Source organism: Rhabdonatronobacter sediminivivens (assembly GCF_013415485.1).
In the GTDB taxonomy this organism is placed as follows: Bacteria; Pseudomonadota; Alphaproteobacteria; order Rhodobacterales; family Rhodobacteraceae; genus Rhabdonatronobacter; species Rhabdonatronobacter sediminivivens.
In genome coordinates this window covers 34,703-50,695 of the sequence record NZ_JACBXS010000012.1, presented here as the reverse complement: position 1 = coordinate 50,695, position 15,993 = coordinate 34,703, and the positions used below count along the sequence as shown (strand labels likewise).

13 protein-coding genes are annotated in these 15,993 nt (G+C 65.6%); 8 read left to right on the top strand and 5 right to left on the bottom strand.

What is annotated here, in order from left to right; genetic code table 11:
* Positions 1 to 96: 96 nt before the first annotated feature.
* The 6 genes from HUK65_RS07665 (at position 97) to pstB (ending at position 9,636) form a co-directional block, all read left to right on the top strand.
* Complete coding sequence (locus tag HUK65_RS07665; protein ID WP_179905570.1) at positions 97 to 1,887, top strand: ABC transporter transmembrane domain-containing protein; 1,791 nt, start codon at positions 97 to 99, stop codon at positions 1,885 to 1,887.
* A gap of 272 nt (positions 1,888 to 2,159) precedes the next feature.
* A complete protein-coding gene (locus HUK65_RS07660) occupies positions 2,160 to 2,900 on the top strand; it encodes a transferrin-binding protein-like solute binding protein (RefSeq protein ID WP_179905569.1) in 741 nt (246 codons plus the stop codon).
* Between the two features lie 432 nt (positions 2,901 to 3,332).
* Positions 3,333 to 4,295 (top strand): PstS family phosphate ABC transporter substrate-binding protein, encoded by a 963-nt coding sequence (locus HUK65_RS07655; protein ID WP_179905568.1) that lies wholly within the window; start codon positions 3,333 to 3,335, stop codon positions 4,293 to 4,295.
* An 83-nt stretch (positions 4,296 to 4,378) separates the two neighbouring features.
* On the top strand, positions 4,379 to 7,012 hold the full coding sequence (locus HUK65_RS07650; RefSeq protein ID WP_179905567.1) for an ABC transporter permease subunit: 2,634 nt from the start codon (positions 4,379 to 4,381) through the stop codon (positions 7,010 to 7,012).
* A gap of 18 nt (positions 7,013 to 7,030) precedes the next feature.
* Positions 7,031 to 8,794, top strand: coding sequence for a phosphate ABC transporter permease PstA (pstA, locus tag HUK65_RS07645; protein WP_179905566.1), 1,764 nt, complete (start codon positions 7,031 to 7,033; stop codon positions 8,792 to 8,794).
* 11 nt (positions 8,795 to 8,805) lie between these two features.
* Positions 8,806 to 9,636, top strand: a complete 831-nt coding sequence (gene pstB / locus HUK65_RS07640; RefSeq protein WP_179905565.1) for a phosphate ABC transporter ATP-binding protein PstB — start codon at positions 8,806 to 8,808, stop codon at positions 9,634 to 9,636.
* 120 nt (positions 9,637 to 9,756) lie between these two features.
* Here the strand turns inward: pstB and HUK65_RS07635 are convergent, their stop codons facing one another.
* The 5 genes from HUK65_RS07635 to HUK65_RS07615 form a co-directional block, all read right to left on the bottom strand.
* Positions 9,757 to 10,062 (bottom strand): thiosulfate oxidation carrier complex protein SoxZ, encoded by a 306-nt coding sequence (locus HUK65_RS07635; protein WP_179905564.1) that lies wholly within the window; start codon positions 10,060 to 10,062, stop codon positions 9,757 to 9,759.
* A 13-nt stretch (positions 10,063 to 10,075) separates the two neighbouring features.
* Positions 10,076 to 10,528 (bottom strand): thiosulfate oxidation carrier protein SoxY, encoded by a 453-nt coding sequence (locus HUK65_RS07630; RefSeq protein ID WP_179905563.1) that lies wholly within the window; start codon positions 10,526 to 10,528, stop codon positions 10,076 to 10,078.
* A 22-nt stretch (positions 10,529 to 10,550) separates the two neighbouring features.
* Positions 10,551 to 11,843 (bottom strand): NAD(P)/FAD-dependent oxidoreductase, encoded by a 1,293-nt coding sequence (locus tag HUK65_RS07625; protein ID WP_179905562.1) that lies wholly within the window; start codon positions 11,841 to 11,843, stop codon positions 10,551 to 10,553.
* 12 nt (positions 11,844 to 11,855) lie between these two features.
* A complete protein-coding gene (locus HUK65_RS07620; RefSeq protein WP_179905561.1) occupies positions 11,856 to 12,152 on the bottom strand; it encodes a c-type cytochrome in 297 nt (98 codons plus the stop codon).
* 113 nt (positions 12,153 to 12,265) lie between these two features.
* Positions 12,266 to 13,441 carry a YeeE/YedE family protein gene (locus tag HUK65_RS07615; RefSeq protein WP_179905560.1) on the bottom strand — a complete coding sequence of 392 codons (1,176 nt, stop codon included), beginning with the start codon at positions 13,439 to 13,441 and terminating at the stop codon, positions 12,266 to 12,268.
* Between the two features lie 399 nt (positions 13,442 to 13,840).
* Between HUK65_RS07615 and HUK65_RS19100 the strand changes: the two genes are divergently transcribed.
* Positions 13,841 to 15,580 (top strand): sensor histidine kinase, encoded by a 1,740-nt coding sequence (locus HUK65_RS19100; RefSeq protein ID WP_179905559.1) that lies wholly within the window; start codon positions 13,841 to 13,843, stop codon positions 15,578 to 15,580.
* 220 nt (positions 15,581 to 15,800) lie between these two features.
* Complete coding sequence (locus HUK65_RS07605; protein ID WP_179905558.1) at positions 15,801 to 15,983, top strand: hypothetical protein; 183 nt, start codon at positions 15,801 to 15,803, stop codon at positions 15,981 to 15,983.
* Positions 15,984 to 15,993 lie beyond the last annotated feature (10 nt).

The following is a 15,993-nucleotide window of genomic DNA, read 5'->3' as shown; positions in this document are numbered from 1 at the left end:
TGCGTCTTGATGGCACCCCTCTGGTCTGGCCGCTTGCGCTTGCCCGCCGCGCGTGTCTGTCCTAAACCTCGGCCCGATGCAGCAGGACGCGACCCTATGACGGACACGACCGCCAACGCCAGCGAGGAGCGTGCCAAATCCCGCCAGATCGGCGCCCTGCGCGGGTTGTGGCCGTTCATGCGGCCCTATCGGCTGTTGCTGGGTCTGGCGATTGCGGCGCTGGTGACTACGGCCATGGTGTCCCTGGCCCTGCCGCTGGCCGTGCGCCGGGTGGTGGACGGGTTCGAAGCGCGCGAGATGGCGCTGCTGAACCAGTATTTCGCCGGCGCCTTTGCCCTGGCTGCATTGCTGGCCATGGGCACCGGGCTGCGCTATTACCTGGTCACCCGGCTGGGCGAGCGTGTTGTGGCCGATATTCGCAAGGCGCTCTTTTCGCGCGTCATCGACAAGAGCCCGTCGTTCTACGAAAACCTGATGACGGGCGAGGTGCTCTCGCGCCTGACCACGGACACCACGCTGATCCAGTCGGTGATCGGCTCGTCGGTCTCGATCGCGCTGCGCAATATCCTGCTGCTGGCGGGCGGGATGATCCTGCTGGCGCTGACCTCGGCCAAGCTGATGGGCTTTGTGCTGCTGATGGTTCCGGCGGTGATTGTGCCCATCGTCATCCTGGGGCGTCGGCTGCGGCGGCTGAGCCGCGAAAACCAGGACTGGATCGCCGCCAGCTCCGGCAAGGCCTCGGAGGCGCTGCTGTCGGTGCAGACCGTGCAGGCCTATACCCATGAGGCTGCCAGCCGCGCCGAATTCGACGGTGTGACCGAGACCAGCTTCGACATTGCCCGCCGCCGGGTGCTGACCCGCGCGGTAATGACCGTGATTGTCATCTTCATGGCGTTCAGTGGTATTGTCGGCACGCTCTGGGTCGGCGCGAATGACGTGGCCACCGGCCAGATGACCCCGGGTGAACTGGTGCAATTCGTCATCTACGCGGTGATCGTTGCCGGGTCCGTTGGCGCCCTGTCCGAGATCTGGTCCGAATTGCAGCGCGCCGCCGGGGCGACCGAACGGCTGGTGGAACTGCTGGAGGCCACGGACACGGTGCAGGACCCGGCGCAACCGCTGGCGCTGCCGCGCCCCGTCCGCGGCGAGGTCGCGTTCGATGCGGTCAACTTCCACTACCCCTCGCGCCCTGGACAGCAGGCGCTCAACGGGATCAGCCTGCATGTCCGGCCCGGTGAAACCGTGGCGCTGGTGGGACCCTCCGGTGCGGGCAAGAGCACGATCTTCCAGTTGCTTCTGCGCTTCTATGACCCGGTCAGCGGCGCCCTGCGGATCGACGGGATCGACCTGCGCGACATGGCGCGGTCTGACTTCCGCCATGCCATCGCGCTGGTCCCGCAGGATCCGGTGATCTTTGCATCCTCGGCGCGCGAGAACATCCGCTTCGGGCGCCTTGACGCCAGCGATGCCGAGGTCGAGGGCGCTGCCCGCGCCGCTGCTGCCCATGACTTCCTGACCGCGCTGCCGCAGGGCTATGACACGCAACTGGGCGAACGGGGGGTGATGCTTTCGGGCGGGCAGCGCCAGCGGGTGGCCATTGCCCGCGCCATCCTGCGCGACGCGCCCATCCTGTTGCTGGACGAGGCCACCAGCGCGCTGGATGCCGAATCCGAACGCGCGGTGCAGGCGGCGGTGGACAAGCTGGCCCAGGGGCGCACCACGCTGGTGGTGGCGCACCGTCTGGCCACGGTGAAGCGCGCTGACCGGATCGTGGTGTTTGACCAGGGGCGCATCCTGGCCGAGGGCACCCATGACCAGCTTGTGGCCCAGGGCGGGCTCTATGCCCGGCTGGCGCGGTTGCAGTTCACCGAAGGCCGCGCTGCCTGAGCCTGCGCCTCGGGCAGGTCTGTTGCCCGCTCGGCACCCGGCGCGGCAAACCTTGCGCCTTGACACATCAGGCAATTGACAAGCCCCGCGCCCATGCGCTTTCATTTTTGTCAAAACAAATGACAAACACACATGAGGCGAGCATGAACGGGCAGTTTGCGGCCCCCTTGGCGGGGGCATTACTGGTATTGGCAGCATGCGGTGGCGGCAGCAGCGGTGGCGGTGGCGGGGGAGGTTCCAGCGCGCCGGAACCGGCACGGTCCCTGTCACAGTTGCACCCGGCCGATCCGGCAAATGACAGCGGCACCACCGAGGTTCAGCCCTCGGTCGCGCGGATCTATGCCAACGGGCCGGGGCAGATCCGCATGGAGATGGTCGAAGGCCCCATGGAGGGGATGGTGGTTCTGTGCGAGGATCGCACCGGCGCCAGCTGCCAGGTGAACGCGGCGCGCGGCGGCGCCACCGGCAGCGGGTCACTGGTGGCCCGGCAGAAGGGCAATTTTGCCTATGTGGGCATGTTCGCCGTCGATCATCTGAACAACGGGGTCGAATATTCCAACACCCATGTGGTGCATGACGCCGAACCCGGCATGGGCGAAACCCGTGTGACGCTGCCTTCGGGCGTGGCCCGCTATGACGGGCAATTCGTGGCCGGGGCCGGTGTGGGTGCTGACAGCGGCATGGCGCATGGCTCGGCCACGATCCTGGCCAATTTCGACAGCGGCGCCATCTCCGGCGAGATGTCCGGCAGCCTGAACGACGGTGCGGGGCCTTCGGTGCAGGTGGTCTTCAACGGTCTGGAACTGGACCGCAGGGCGCGGACCTTTGCCTCCATCGGGGAATCGCGCATCCGCTTCCAGGACATGCGCGCCACGGGTGAAATCGAGGGCGGCTTCTACGGCCCCAACGCTCAGGAGGCGGCGGGCGTCTTCAGCTTTGGCAACAGCGCCGGTGGCATGACGGGCATGTTCCTGAGTTGCAAGGACGGGGTCGCCTGCATCCGCCCCGAGTAAGCCGACGCGCCGTGTCATGAGGCATCCGCACCCCGCTTTACGCCCCTGATCACCCCTGTTCGGGGCCTGTCACTTTCACCGCCTGCGGTGGTGACAGCGCCAGAGGGGTCTGGACCGCGCCCGCGCCTATTGGCTGCGGGCGCCTGTCTGCGTGGCGTCACGGCACTGCCGGGTTTCAACAAACCTGAACCTTTGCGCGCCCTGCGAACGGCGGTCGGCGCAGCATGATCCATGGCATGCGTCCGGGACGTGATGGTTGCCGAAGCGCGGGCGGCGGCCCGGCCCGGCCCCCCGCGAAACTTCGCCGCCCGGATTTCCGGGCCGACTGTCATGCAACTGTCATGAAAGTTTTGCATAGACGTCATCGAGGGCAATTAAACGCAGCCTTACCGTCCGGCGCGGATGCCGGGCTCTGAAAACCAAGGAGTTTCCATGAAACGCTCTGCCGCCCTGATGTCCGTCGCTGCCATTGCGCTGGCAACCGCCGCGAACGCCCAGTCCGTCGACCCCAACCTGCCGACCTACGAAGCGGTGGACGGCGTTTCGGGCAACCTCGTGTCGATCGGTTCGGACACGCTCAACAACCAGATGACCCTCTGGTCCGAAGGTTTCCGCCAGCTCTACCCCAACGTGGCTGTCCAGATCCAGGGCGCCGGTTCGGGCACCGCCCCCCCGGCACTGGTCGAGGGCACCGCCCAGTTCGGCCCCATGTCGCGTCCGATGCGCGACTCCGAGATCGAGGAGTTCGAGGCCCGGTTCGGCTATGAGCCACTGGCAATGCGCGGTGCGATCGATGCCATCGGCGTGTTCGTGCACCGTGACAATCCGGTCACCTGCGTGTCCATGCAGGACATCGACGCCATCTTCTCCTCCACCCGCGCTGGCGGTGCGGACGAAGCCATCACCACCTGGGGCCAGGTCGGTGCAACCGGCGAATGGGCAGACCGGCCCGTTGCGATGTACGGCCGCAACTCGGCCTCGGGCACCTATGGCTACTTCCGCTCGGTCGCGCTGTTCGGCGGCGACTACAGCCCCGAAGTGCGCGAGCAGCCCGGTTCCTCGACCGTGATCCAGGGCGTGGCCTCGGACATCAACGGGATCGGCTATTCGGGTGTGGGCTATGCCACCGCCGATGTGCGCGCCCTGGAAATTCGTGGCGATGACGGCGAGTGCTACTCCACCGATGCTGCGCCGGATGGTCTCTATCCGATTGCGCGCTTCCTCTACATCTACATGAATGTCGACCCGAACGCCGAACTGGAACCGCTGCGGGCCGAATTCGTGCGCTATGTCTACAGCCAGCAGGGCCAGCAGGATGTGGTGCGCGCCGGCTTCTTCCCCGTCAACCAGCGGGTCGCCGAGATGGACCTGCAGGCCTTCGGTCTGATGGACTGATCTGACACCTGCCCGGGGCCGGTGCGCCGCCAGCGCGCCGGCCCTTGGCCTTTTTCGGCCCTTGCTGGACAAATGGATATCCCATGACCGATTCCGTATCGCCACCGGGTGACAGCGACGCAGCCCGCACCGAACGCCGCCGCAGGCGCAGCATGGACACCCGCCGCTCCGTGATCTGGGGCGAACGGATCGCCGGAGGGGTGATCACTGTCGGTGGCCTGATGGTGATCGTGGCCGTGTTCGGGATCATGGTGTTCCTGATCCGGGTGGTCCTGCCGCTGATGGCGGGCGGAGAGTTGCAGGGCAACGTGCGCTACCAGCTGGACACCCAGCAAGATGTCATCTGGGTGAATGGCGATGAATTTCAGACACTTGGCCTGGCCGTCGCGGCCGAGGGCCGGGTGATCACCTATCATGTGCCCACCGGCACCGAGATCTCCCGCGCGCAATTCGACTTCGGCGGCGCCGAGGTCACGGCGGTCGCCGGCACGCTGGGGCGCGACCGGGTGGCCTTTGGCTTTGACGATGGCACCGTGCGTTTTGCCGAACTGGGCTTTGACACCGAAACCACCGCGCGGCGCAACCTGCCTTCGGGGCTGCAACAGCTTGATGCGCGCGACCGTGTGCTGGACGGGCGCGTGTTCACCGAAGTCGGCACCGGCGATTTCCGCACCCTCTCCAGCGTTGTCGAACTGGGCGAGGCCGAGCAGATCTCGGATCTTCCGATCATTGCTGTTGATTACCGCGTGGGCGGAACCCGCGAACGGCCGACCATCGCCTTTGCAACGGTCGATGCGCTCAACATCGTGCGGGTCAGCCGCTCGCGCATTCAGGTCAACATGATGACCGGCGCCGAGACGGTGACCACAACCACCACCGAACTGCCGCCGCTGGCGCTGGGCGCGGGCGTGAACGTGACGTCGATCCTGCTGTCGGGGAATGCGGACCGGGCCATTGTCGGAACCGATGACGGCTTTGTGCACCGCTATGACCTGCGCAACATGGACGCACCGCAACTGGCCGAAACCCGGCGCGTGGCCGATGATGGCATCGCCGTGACCGCCATGACCTTCCTGTCGGGCGAGGAATCGCTGGTCGTCGGCGGTGAAGACGGCTCGCTGAGTGTGTTCTTCCGCCTGCAGACCGGCACCCCGGATACCACCGACGGGCGTGAGCTGATCCGGTCACGCGAACATGCCCCGATGCCTTCGGCGGTGGTCGATCTGTCCGAGGCGCAGCGGCAGAAGGAATTTGTCGCCGTCGATGCCGAAGGCAATGTGCATGTGCATCATTCGACCTCGGATCAGGTGCTGTTCGAGTTGGCCCGTTCGGGCGATGTGACCACCAGTTCGCGCGCCATGATCTTCCCGCGCTCCAACGGGGTGATGCTGGTCAGTCAGGGCGGCGAGGTCGAGGCCTGGCAATACACCCAGCGCCACCCCGAGGTCACGCTGCGCGTCCTCTTTGGCCGCATCTGGTATGAAGGCTATGCCGAGCCCACCTTCGTGTGGCAATCCACCGCCGGCACCGATCTTGCCGAACCCAAGTATTCGCTGATCCCGCTCATCTTCGGCACCATCAAGGCCGCGTCCTATGCCATGCTGTTCGCCGCGCCGATCGCGCTGATGGCGGCGGTCTATACCTCGGAATTCGTGGACCGAAGGGTGCGCGCCACCGTCAAGCCGATGATGGAGATGATGGAATCGCTGCCCACGGTGGTTCTGGGTTTTGTCGCCGCGCTGGTGCTGGCGCCCCTGGTCGAGGAATGGATCGGCGCGGTTCTGCTGGGCTTCTTTGCGCTGCCCACGGGGCTGATGCTGGGGGCGTTCCTGTGGCAGATGCTGCCGGTGCCGGTGGCGCTGAAATACGATGGCTTTCCGAAATTCGTGCTGATGGCGGCGATGATCTTCGTGTCCGCCTTCGTGGCCTACAACATGGGCACCACGCTGGAGAATTTCCTGTTCCAGGGCGATTTCAAGCGCTGGACAACGGGACAGTTCGGCACCGGCACGCCCTTCATGTTCCTGATATTGCTCCCGCTCAGCTATCTGACGGTTTCCTGGAGCTTCAAGCGCACGCTGGGCCATCACTGGCGGGCGCTGATCGGGGACAGGGACCGCGCGCAGGCCGGGCGGCTGGACATCCTGCGCTGGCTGGCGCTGCTGACAACGGCAATCGGGCTGAGCTACGCGGTGGCGTCGCTGCTGACCCTGCTGGGGTATGATCCGCGCGGCGGGTTCGTGGACAGCTATCAGCAACGCAACGCGCTGGTGGTGGGGTTTGTCATGGCCTTTGCGGTCATTCCCAACATCTACACCCTGGCCGAGGATGCACTTAACGCGGTCCCCGGGCATCTGCGCGCCGCGTCGCTCGCCTGTGGTGCAACGCCCTGGCAGACCGGGATGTGGGTGGTGCTGCCCACGGCGGCTTCGGGCGTGTTTTCTGCGATCATGATGGGCATGGGCCGCGCCGTTGGTGAAACCATGATCGTGGTCATGGCCGCAGGCAACACACCGATCATGGAATGGAACATCTTTTCCGGGTTGCGCACGCTGTCGGCCAATATCGCCATCGAACTGCCCGAGGCGGTGAAGGACGGCACCAACTATCGCGTGCTGTTCCTGGCCGCGCTGACGCTGTTCATCATGACCTTCGTGATCAACACCCTTGCCGAACTGATCCGCCAGCGCTTTCGCAAGCGCGCCTTTCAGCTGTAACGCCCGAGGATCTTCATCATGACCGTTTCCACCGAACAGGATATACCGGCCTCGGGTGCGGCCGGGCTTGCCGCGGTCGCCGCGCGTGAGGCCACGGCCGGCCGCCGCGTCCGGCGGTTTTCCTCGGACCTTTCGGCGGTGGGTGAACCGGCGCTCTGGGCCTTTGGCGGGGCGCTGGCGCTGGGGATCATCCTGGTCGCCGGGTTTCTGGCGATGATCGCCTGGAACGGGTTCACCACCTTCTGGCCGAAACCGGTTGAACAGGTAGAGCTGCGTGACGGCACCGTGCTGGCCGGGGTTGCCACCCGCGGCGGACCCTACCGTGTGGGCGAGGATGTGCTGCAGCGCCTGGACGACACCCAGCGCGCCGAGATCGAAGACAACAACGGGATCGCCAACCGCACACTTTACCAGACGGCGAATTTTGACCTCTACGGCGACGATTTCCGCTGGATTTCGGATTTCGAGGTCGCACAAAGCACCACCCCCCCGGATTACTGGTATTTCGAGCGTCAGGTCTGGGGCGTGTTCATCGGCCGGATCGCCGGGCTGACCATAGACGGGGAGTCGCGCACGCTGGACCGCGCGCTGCTGGCCCGCGAACAATCCGCCGCCCGGGACCGCTTCAACCAGATCCGGCGGCTGGAGCAGCGCGACATCGGGCGGATCAACTTTCAGATCGAACGTGAACGCCTGGCCCAGCGCCGCGCCGTCCTGCGCCATGGCGAGGACAGCCCCGAGGCGCAGGCCGCCGTGGCCGAAGGTCAGGCCCGCATCGCCGAGTGGCAGGATGAATTCCGGGTGTTGCAGGCACAGGTCAATGAGTTGCGCGAACTGGACCGCCGGTATCGCATCCAGATGCAGGAGGTCGGCGGGCGTGAGGTCGATGTCGAACTCAGCCAGATCGTCCGGCTGTTTCCCGCCAATGACCTTGGCATCTTCGACAAGATCGGCATCTACCTCAGCCGCTGGTGGGAATTCGTCTCGGCCGAACCGCGCGAGGCGAACACCCAGGGCGGCGTGCTGCCCGCGATCTTCGGCACCGTTGCGATGACCCTGCTGATGGTGGTCTTTGTCGCCCCCTTCGGCGTCATCACCGCGCTTTATCTGCGGGAATACGCCAAGCAGGGGCGCGTCACCTCTTTGGTGCGGATTTCGGTGAACAACCTCGCCGGTGTGCCCTCCATCGTCTATGGCGTGTTCGGGCTGGGCTTCTTTGCCTATACCATGGGCGGGACCATCGACCAGCTGTTCTACCCCGAGAACCTGCCGAACCCGACTTTCGGCAAGGGGGGCATCCTCTGGGCCTCGCTGACGCTGGCGCTGCTGACCGTGCCGGTGGTGATCGTGGCCACCGAAGAGGCGCTGGCAGCCGTCCCGCGTTCGATGCGCGAGGGGTCACTGGCCTGCGGGGCGTCGAAATGGCAGACCATCCGCTATGTGGTGCTGCCAAAGGCGCTTCCCGGCATCATGACCGGGCTGATCCTGGCCATGGCCCGCGGCGCGGGCGAGGTGGCGCCCCTGATGCTGGTCGGCGTGGTCAAACTGGCGCCTGCCCTGCCCATCGATGGCTTCTACCCCTTCATCCACCTGGACCGCAGCTTCATGCATCTGGGCTTTCACATCTTTGACGTGGGCTTCCAGTCGCGCAACTCCGAAGCCGGCAAGCCGATGGTGTTCGTCACCACGCTGCTGCTACTGGCCCTGATCGTGACCATGAACGCCACCGCCATCACCATCCGCAACCGGCTGAAACGCAAATACGCCGACGGCCAGTTCTGAGGACGCACCCCATGAGCGATACAACCACCCTTGCACAATCGCCCGACGATACCGCAAAGACCTCCTATCACTACAAGACCGGCAACCAGGGCGTGGCGCTGGATATCAAGGATTTCAACCTGTGGTATGGTGAAACCCAGGCGCTGTTCGACACCACATTTCCCATCCAGAAAGGGCTGGTGACAGCGCTGATCGGTCCTTCGGGCTGCGGCAAGTCCACGCTGCTGCGCAGCCTGAACCGGATGAATGACCTGGTGGACGGGCTGCGCATCAGCGGCAAGATCGAGGTTGACGGGTTTGACATCTACGGCAAGGGGGTCGATGTGATCGCCCTGCGCAAGCGCATGGGGATGGTGTTCCAGAAGCCCAACCCCTTTGCCATGTCGATCTATGACAATGTCACCTATCCGCTGCGCGTGGACGGGGTGACGAAGAAGTCGATCCTGGATGACACGGTGGAACGCTGCCTGCGTTCGGCTGCACTGTGGGATGAGGCCAAGGACCGTCTGCACGACTCCGCCCTTGGCATGTCCGGCGGGCAGCAGCAGCGCCTGTGCATCGCCCGCGGCATCGCCTCGGACCCCGAGGTTCTGCTGATGGATGAGCCCTGCTCGGCGCTGGACCCCATTGCCACGGCCAAGATCGAAAATCTGATCAGCCAGCTTGCAGGCACCTATACCATCGTCATCGTCACCCATTCGATGACCCAGGCCGCGCGCGTCTCGCACAACACGGGCTTCATGTATCTGGGGCGGCTGATCGAATATGGCGCGACCGAGACGATCTTTACCAACCCCAAGGTGCCGCGGACCAATGACTACGTGACCGGCCGCTTCGGCTGACGCATGCGCCCGGCCGGGGCAGGGCGCCAAACGGCCCGTCCCGCGGGCGCGCCGAAGTCCCACAGCCGGGGGGCCGCGCGCCACGGCAGGCCCTTGGCGCGGGCGGGCCGTGGGCCGGGGTCAGCTGACCGAGACGCTGCCATCCGCGCGGAACTCGGTGCCGTCCTCATGGGTCCAGATGAACTCGAAATCTCCGGGCGCGGCAGCGCGGACGTAGAAGGTGAATGTGGGGTTGGCCGCGCTGCCATTGCCGAAGTCATAGCGAAAGACGGTGTCGCCGTTGAGCCGGGCCTCGAACCGCTCCAGCATGTTGCGGCTGTCGGATGACGACACCCCGGTGATCATCGGGTGATCGATCAGGGTGCGGATTTCGATTTCCTCGCCCGCGCTGGCAGAGCGGGGCAGGCGAACACGGGGTGTGGACATGGAAAGCCTCCTCTCAGGTTGCGCAACCGCCGACGGAGACGGTGATCCGGGCCGCCTGGGCCAGAACCCGCCCGTCCGACAGTTCGGCCAGGACAAGGATCTCCTGCTCCTCGGCCAGACGGATGCGGGTGAACGCCTCTGCCCGGGCCAGATGCGGGGTCAGGTGGAAACTGCCGATATCCGGCGCCGGGTTGCGGGTGGCGATGACATGGATCGCGCGCACATGGTCGTCTTCGGTCATGGGGTTGTCGATGCGCACGCCCAGCGGCACCTGCGCGCCGTTTTCGGCGATATTGGGCAGGTCCAGGTCGATCCCGCCCTCGGTTGCCTCGCGCCCGTCCAGAATCCCGTCGCGCCAGTCCTCCCATTCCGTGCCCTGCGCCGCGCGCAAGGCCGAGGGGCTGACAAGGACAAGGGCGACGGATACCGCCGCCCCGCGCAGAAAATGCCGCCGATCAAGTGTCATGCAGGCTCCTTTCGCTTGCCTCTTACGAGAACATGTCCCGCGTGATGCTGTCATACCAGGCGTCCGCGTAGCGCGCCTCCAGCCGCCGGTTCTCGGCCAGTTCGGACAGCGGGCCCCGGGGCGACAGGCCGCCCGAATCCGGCGTGGCTTCGAACCCGTCATCGGTCGCGCGGAACACGGCCACCACCGAGATCCCGTAATCCTCGCCACCATGGCTGTAGCAGGTGTTGAAATAGACCGGATCGCTGGGCGCGCTACCCCCGGTCAGATCCGCCAGCGCCGCCGAGACAGCAGTTTTCGACGTCGAATTGGCGATATAGCCGGATTTCGGCATCGGCCCCGCGATGGTGGCATCGCCGATCACATGGATGTCGCGCGCGGCATCAGCCTCGAATGTGCGGGAATTGACCGGCACCCAACCCGTGTCATTGGCCAGCCCCGTGTCGCGTACGATCGCGGCCGAGGTCTGCGGCGGGATCACATTGCCGACATCGACCCGGTGCTCTTCGCCGAATTCGCTGATGAACAGCTTGTTCTGGACATCCACCGCCACGATGCGCCCATCCTGGTTGGCCGGGATCCATTCGATCATGTCGCCGTAAAGTTCGGCCCAGACGTCCTCGAACAACCCTTGCTTGGAGAAACCTTCCTTGCTGTCAAAGGCCAGGATCTTGGCCGTCGGGTTGGTCTGCTTGAGGTAATGCGCGATCATCGAAATCCGCTCATACGGCCCCGGTGGGCAGCGGAACGGGTTCTCGGGGATGGCCAGCCCGACAACGCCGCCTTCGGGCAGGGCCTCCAGTTGGGCGCGCAGGTTGGTGATCTGCGAGCCGTCCCCGCCCATCCAGGCATGGGGAAAGACCTCGGTCGCGGCCTGGTCATAGCCGTCGATGGCGCCCCAGCGCAGCCCGATCCCGGGTGAGACGATCAGCTTGTCATACTGCAGCGATGCGCCGCTCTCCAGCGCCACGGTCCTGGCATCCGGGTCAATATCGGCGGCGCGGTCCTGCACCACGTTGACGCCGCGCGCACGCAGACCGTCATAGGAATGGGTGATCTGCGGCAGCGTCCGCTTGCCGCCCAGAATCAGGTTGCCATAGGGGCAGGTGACGAATGTCGGATAGGGTTCGACCAGCGTGACATCGACATCGGGGTAGTTGATCCGCGCGAAGCGGGCGGCCGAGGCACCGCCGAAACCGCCTCCGATGATCACAAGCCGACCGGTGCTGTTTGCGCGCAACAGCCCCGGCGTTGCCAGGGTTGTGGCGGATGCGCCGATCAGGGCGCCAAAGCTGCGGCGGGTAAGGGTGGTCATGGCCATGGCTCCTTATTCGATCGACGAGAAATAATCGGCCAGGATGGCGACTTCGTCATCCGTGTAGCCGCGCGCGATGCGGTTCATGATCGTTGCCGGGCGTTCGTCATTGCGGAACTCCTCCCAGATGGCGATGAAGGCCGTGCGATCATATCCGGCGATGCGGGCAATCTCGCCCATGCCTTCGCCGGACTGGCCGTGGCAGCCCGCGCAGGACTGCGCCAGCAACGGCGTGCGATCATCTGCCTTGGCGCCAGTGGCGGCGATTCCGGCCAGCAAGCTGACCGCGAGAAGCTGTTTCCGTGTCATGTGCGTCCTCTCCTCAATCGGGACGTGTTTACAGGAAATATAGGCATTTTGGAACGGATTTCCGGTTTTGATGACTGCCATGATTGCAAGAAGAACGCCGTTCCGCCATACTGTCACTTCGAAAGATGAAATACCGGTCTGAGCTTCATTCCCAGAATATTCCCCGGCACCGCGGCCGCAATCCAGACCCAGCCATGCACACTGCCCGAGGCCACGCCCGAGAAGAAGGCGCTGATATTGCAGCCGAATGCCATGCGCGCGCCATAGCCCAGCAGCAGCCCGCCCAGCACCGCCGCCAGCAGCGGGCGCCAGCCGATCCGCCAGTCCGGGGCAAAGCGCCCCGCCCATGCCGCGGCCAGGAAGGCCCCCAGGATCAGGCCGAGGTTCATCAGATGCGTGGCATCCATCACCAGCGGGCGATGCAGCAGGTCGATGCGGGTGGGGTCCTCCCAATAGGGCCAGAAGACCGGATCGGCCAGGCCCAGCGATTCGGCGGCCCGCGCGCCCCAGGTGGCAAAGGCCTGGGTGATCCCCCAGGGCCGCCCGGCAATCACCAGCGTGGCAAAGTTCAGCCCCGCCAGCGCGAAGGCCGCCCAGGCCAGCGGCCAGGGTCCGGACAGGAAATGCGCACCGGGGCGGCGAAACAGCGGCTCCACCTGCCCGGTGCGGCGCCGTTCGCGCGCCGCCAGCGCCCAGGCGATCAGCGCAAAGGCGCCCAGGTTCAGCGCCAGCGCGGGCCACAGCCCCAGCGTCTGCGGCAGCGAGATCGGCGGCAAGGCGGGCAGCGCCGCCCAGCGGTCTATATCCCAGGCGCCCAGCGTCATCCCGGCAACAAAACAGACCAGCGTGATCCCCGTGCGCGTGTCCCCGCCCCCGGTGGTGTAGAGCGTCCCCGAGGCACAGCCCCCGCCCAGTTGCATGCCGATCCCGAAAAGGAACGCGCCCAGCGCGACCTCCCACCCGGCGGGAAAGACGAAGCCCCGCACCGGTTGGCCGAACACTGTCCCCGCCGCAAGCGCCGGAAAGAACAGCAGCACCGCCAGCCCCAGCATCAGCATCTGCGCGCGCACCGCCCCGCTGCGCCCGGTGGCGATGCAGGTCCGATACGCCCCGGTGAACCCGAACGCCGCATGATAGAGCGCAAAGCCCAGTCCGGCCCCCACCAGCCACAGCGCCGCCAGCCGCCCGGAGGCCTCCACCATCACATAGGCGAGCCCCGCGGCCAGCGCGGCAGCAGCCAGGATCACGATCAGCTTCTGTGGCTGGCTTTGGGTGGCTTGGCCGGTCATGGGCGGTATCCTGCAATGTGAAGGCATCTTTTCGCATTTCGCTGCCCCTGCATCAAGCGCATGGGGCGGCGCTGCGGCCGGCAGGTGCCGGGCCGCACTGCGGCCTGATGTGACCGAGAAGCCACAGTTCGGAGCGATCCGCGCTTTATCCATACGCAGCGGGAACCAAATCTGCCTCGGTCACGTTTCAAGGCAACGAATTGCGCCCGCGAAGGGCGCGACACCGCAGCGGATAGCGAAACACCACGTATCAACAGGGGCCTGAAGCACCCATGCGCAGTCTGAAAGACAAGGATCACCAGGGTCCTGCGGTGCGCCAGCGCGCTGGTTCCGGCATTTTTCTCGGGGCAGCAGAGGCAGCGCGCCTCCACGCGGCCCCGAACGGGCGCTGAGACGTCCGTGCCGGGGTTCCGCAACCGCCTTGCCATCCGTCTGGCCACCTTGCTGACGCTGGCGCTCGCGCCGCTTGGCTTGATCGGTATCTATTCCGAATACGAAAGCTGGCGCGCCGAACAGGAGGCCACCGAGGCCGCCCTGGTTGCCCGCACGGTCGATTCTGTCTCAGGCTCCTATGCGCTGCTGGAAAGCGCCATGGCCTCGGCCCGGCGTCTGGCTGCGGACATGGCAGCGCGCGAAGACCTGGATGACCCCGAATGCAGCGCATACCTGGCCGATCGCATCGATGCCTCGGGGCTGTTCGGCTTTGCCGGGTTTGTCGAAGCCTCGGGCGTGATACGGTGCAGCACCGTGGATGAGATCATCGATGTCTCGGACCACCCGGGGTTCATCGATGCGCTGAGCGATCCAGGCGCCCATTTCACCTATCAGTCCAGTGGGACCATCGGGCGGCGCGCGGTGGTACTGGCAAACTGGCCGGTGTTCGATGAAGACGTGCTGCTGGGGTTCATGTCGGTATCGGTCTCGCGCGATCAGCTGGACATGATCTCGGTCTCGCAAAATGGCGGCAGCCAGGAAACGGCCACCGTGCTGCTGAACCACCGTGGCGCGCCGCTGAGCCGCGCTGAACTGCCCGATGGCCCGGCCCTGCTGCCCCCGCCCGAGGTTCTGGAGATGCTGATGCAGGCCCCCCAGGCCCGGCTGCATGGTGAGAACAAGGAGGGGGAAGAGCGCGTCTTTACCATGGCCGAGCTGACACCGGGGCGGCTGTTCGTGCTGGGCAGCCGGGACCCGGGGCAACTTCCGGTGGATGATGGGTTGCCCTTCTGGCGTCTGGGCTTTCCGGTGCTGATGTGGGTGGCCTCGATCGCCGTGGTCTTGCTGGCGGTGCATTATCTGGTGGTGCGGCATCTGCGCCAGATCAACAGCCAGCTGCGCAGCTTTGCCCTGGGCCACCGCGATACCTTTCGCCGCCTGCCCGAAGAGGCCCCCCGCGAATTGCGCGAGATCGATTCCACCTTCAACAAGATGGCACTCCTGATCCGGCGTGATGAGGTCGAGCGTGAAGACGCGTTGCAAGAGAAATCCACCCTGCTGAAGGAAGTCCATCACCGGGTGAAGAACAATCTGCAGCTGATCGCCTCGATCCTCAATCTGCAGGGCCGCCGGGTCAGCGACCCTGCGGCCCGGGCCATCCTGCAGGGTGTGCAGGGCCGGGTCCGCTCCCTGGCGACGATCCACCGGTCCTTTTATGAACAGAAGCTGACCCCGGAAACCGACGCCACGGCGTTCTTTGAAACCATCCTGACCGAGACGCTTTCGATCGCCAGGTCCGGCGCAGGGGATCTGACGGTTGAAACGCACTTCGATCCGGTGGTGATCTCGCCCGACAAGATCATCCCCGCGGCCCTGCTGTTCGCCGAGGCCCTGACCAATGCGCTCAAGCATGCCGCCCCGTCGGCCCGGGGCGAACCGGCGCTGTTGCAGGTCACATGCCGCAACCATGGCGGAGAAATCGAACTGCGCGTGCGCAATTCCGTCGCCCCGCAGGAAGGCGACAGCGCCGCCGAGGGGCTGGGCCAGGAACTGATGACCGCCTTTGCCCTGCAGATCCATGCCGATCTGGAGATGGGGCGCGTGCACGATGATCAGGGTCATGGGTGGGAGACGCGGCTGCGACTGGCACAGCCGCAGGGTGCCCGGCCTGATGCTTCGGCGGGCAAGCCGGGCCGCGCGCTGTAGCGCCCATGATCCGCGCTTGACGGGCACCGGGTGCGCGGCTGGGATGCCGATGGTGCCAAGGGCGCTTTCACGCGGTTTTTCGCAGGTATCAGGCGCTTCGCAGTGCGGGGGTCTTGCGGTTCCTCATCGGCGTGCCCGATCCGCGGCAGGGCATCCGGGCGGAACCCCGGCCGCGGTTGGCGCATTGTCATGACAACCGAAGCCCGATGGAGGACTCCTCATGGATGTCTTGAACCTGATTGTTCTGCTCGCACTGTTCACGCTGCTCAGCGTCACCGTCTTTGCCCTGGTCGGCAAGAAGAGGGTCGAACAGCGGATGGACGACCCCAATGCGCCGAAATCTTCGCTGGCCAAGGACAGCCCGGGTGCGGGCGCAGTCGAACGTCTGGACCGCGTGGACTGACCCGCTTGCA

Coding starts and splice junctions, on each gene's coding strand:
- HUK65_RS07665 (WP_179905570.1), top strand. CDS start 97: ATGACGGACACGACCGCCAACGCCAGCGAGGAGCGTGCCAAATCCCGC.
- HUK65_RS07655 (WP_179905568.1), top strand. CDS start 3,333: ATGAAACGCTCTGCCGCCCTGATGTCCGTCGCTGCCATTGCGCTGGCA.
- HUK65_RS07650 (WP_179905567.1), top strand. CDS start 4,379: ATGACCGATTCCGTATCGCCACCGGGTGACAGCGACGCAGCCCGCACC.
- pstA (WP_179905566.1), top strand. CDS start 7,031: ATGACCGTTTCCACCGAACAGGATATACCGGCCTCGGGTGCGGCCGGG.
- pstB (WP_179905565.1), top strand. CDS start 8,806: ATGAGCGATACAACCACCCTTGCACAATCGCCCGACGATACCGCAAAG.
- HUK65_RS07635 (WP_179905564.1), bottom strand. CDS start 10,062: ATGTCCACACCCCGTGTTCGCCTGCCCCGCTCTGCCAGCGCGGGCGAG.
- HUK65_RS07630 (WP_179905563.1), bottom strand. CDS start 10,528: ATGACACTTGATCGGCGGCATTTTCTGCGCGGGGCGGCGGTATCCGTC.
- HUK65_RS07625 (WP_179905562.1), bottom strand. CDS start 11,843: ATGACCACCCTTACCCGCCGCAGCTTTGGCGCCCTGATCGGCGCATCC.
- HUK65_RS07620 (WP_179905561.1), bottom strand. CDS start 12,152: ATGACACGGAAACAGCTTCTCGCGGTCAGCTTGCTGGCCGGAATCGCC.
- HUK65_RS07615 (WP_179905560.1), bottom strand. CDS start 13,441: ATGACCGGCCAAGCCACCCAAAGCCAGCCACAGAAGCTGATCGTGATC.
- HUK65_RS07605 (WP_179905558.1), top strand. CDS start 15,801: ATGGATGTCTTGAACCTGATTGTTCTGCTCGCACTGTTCACGCTGCTC.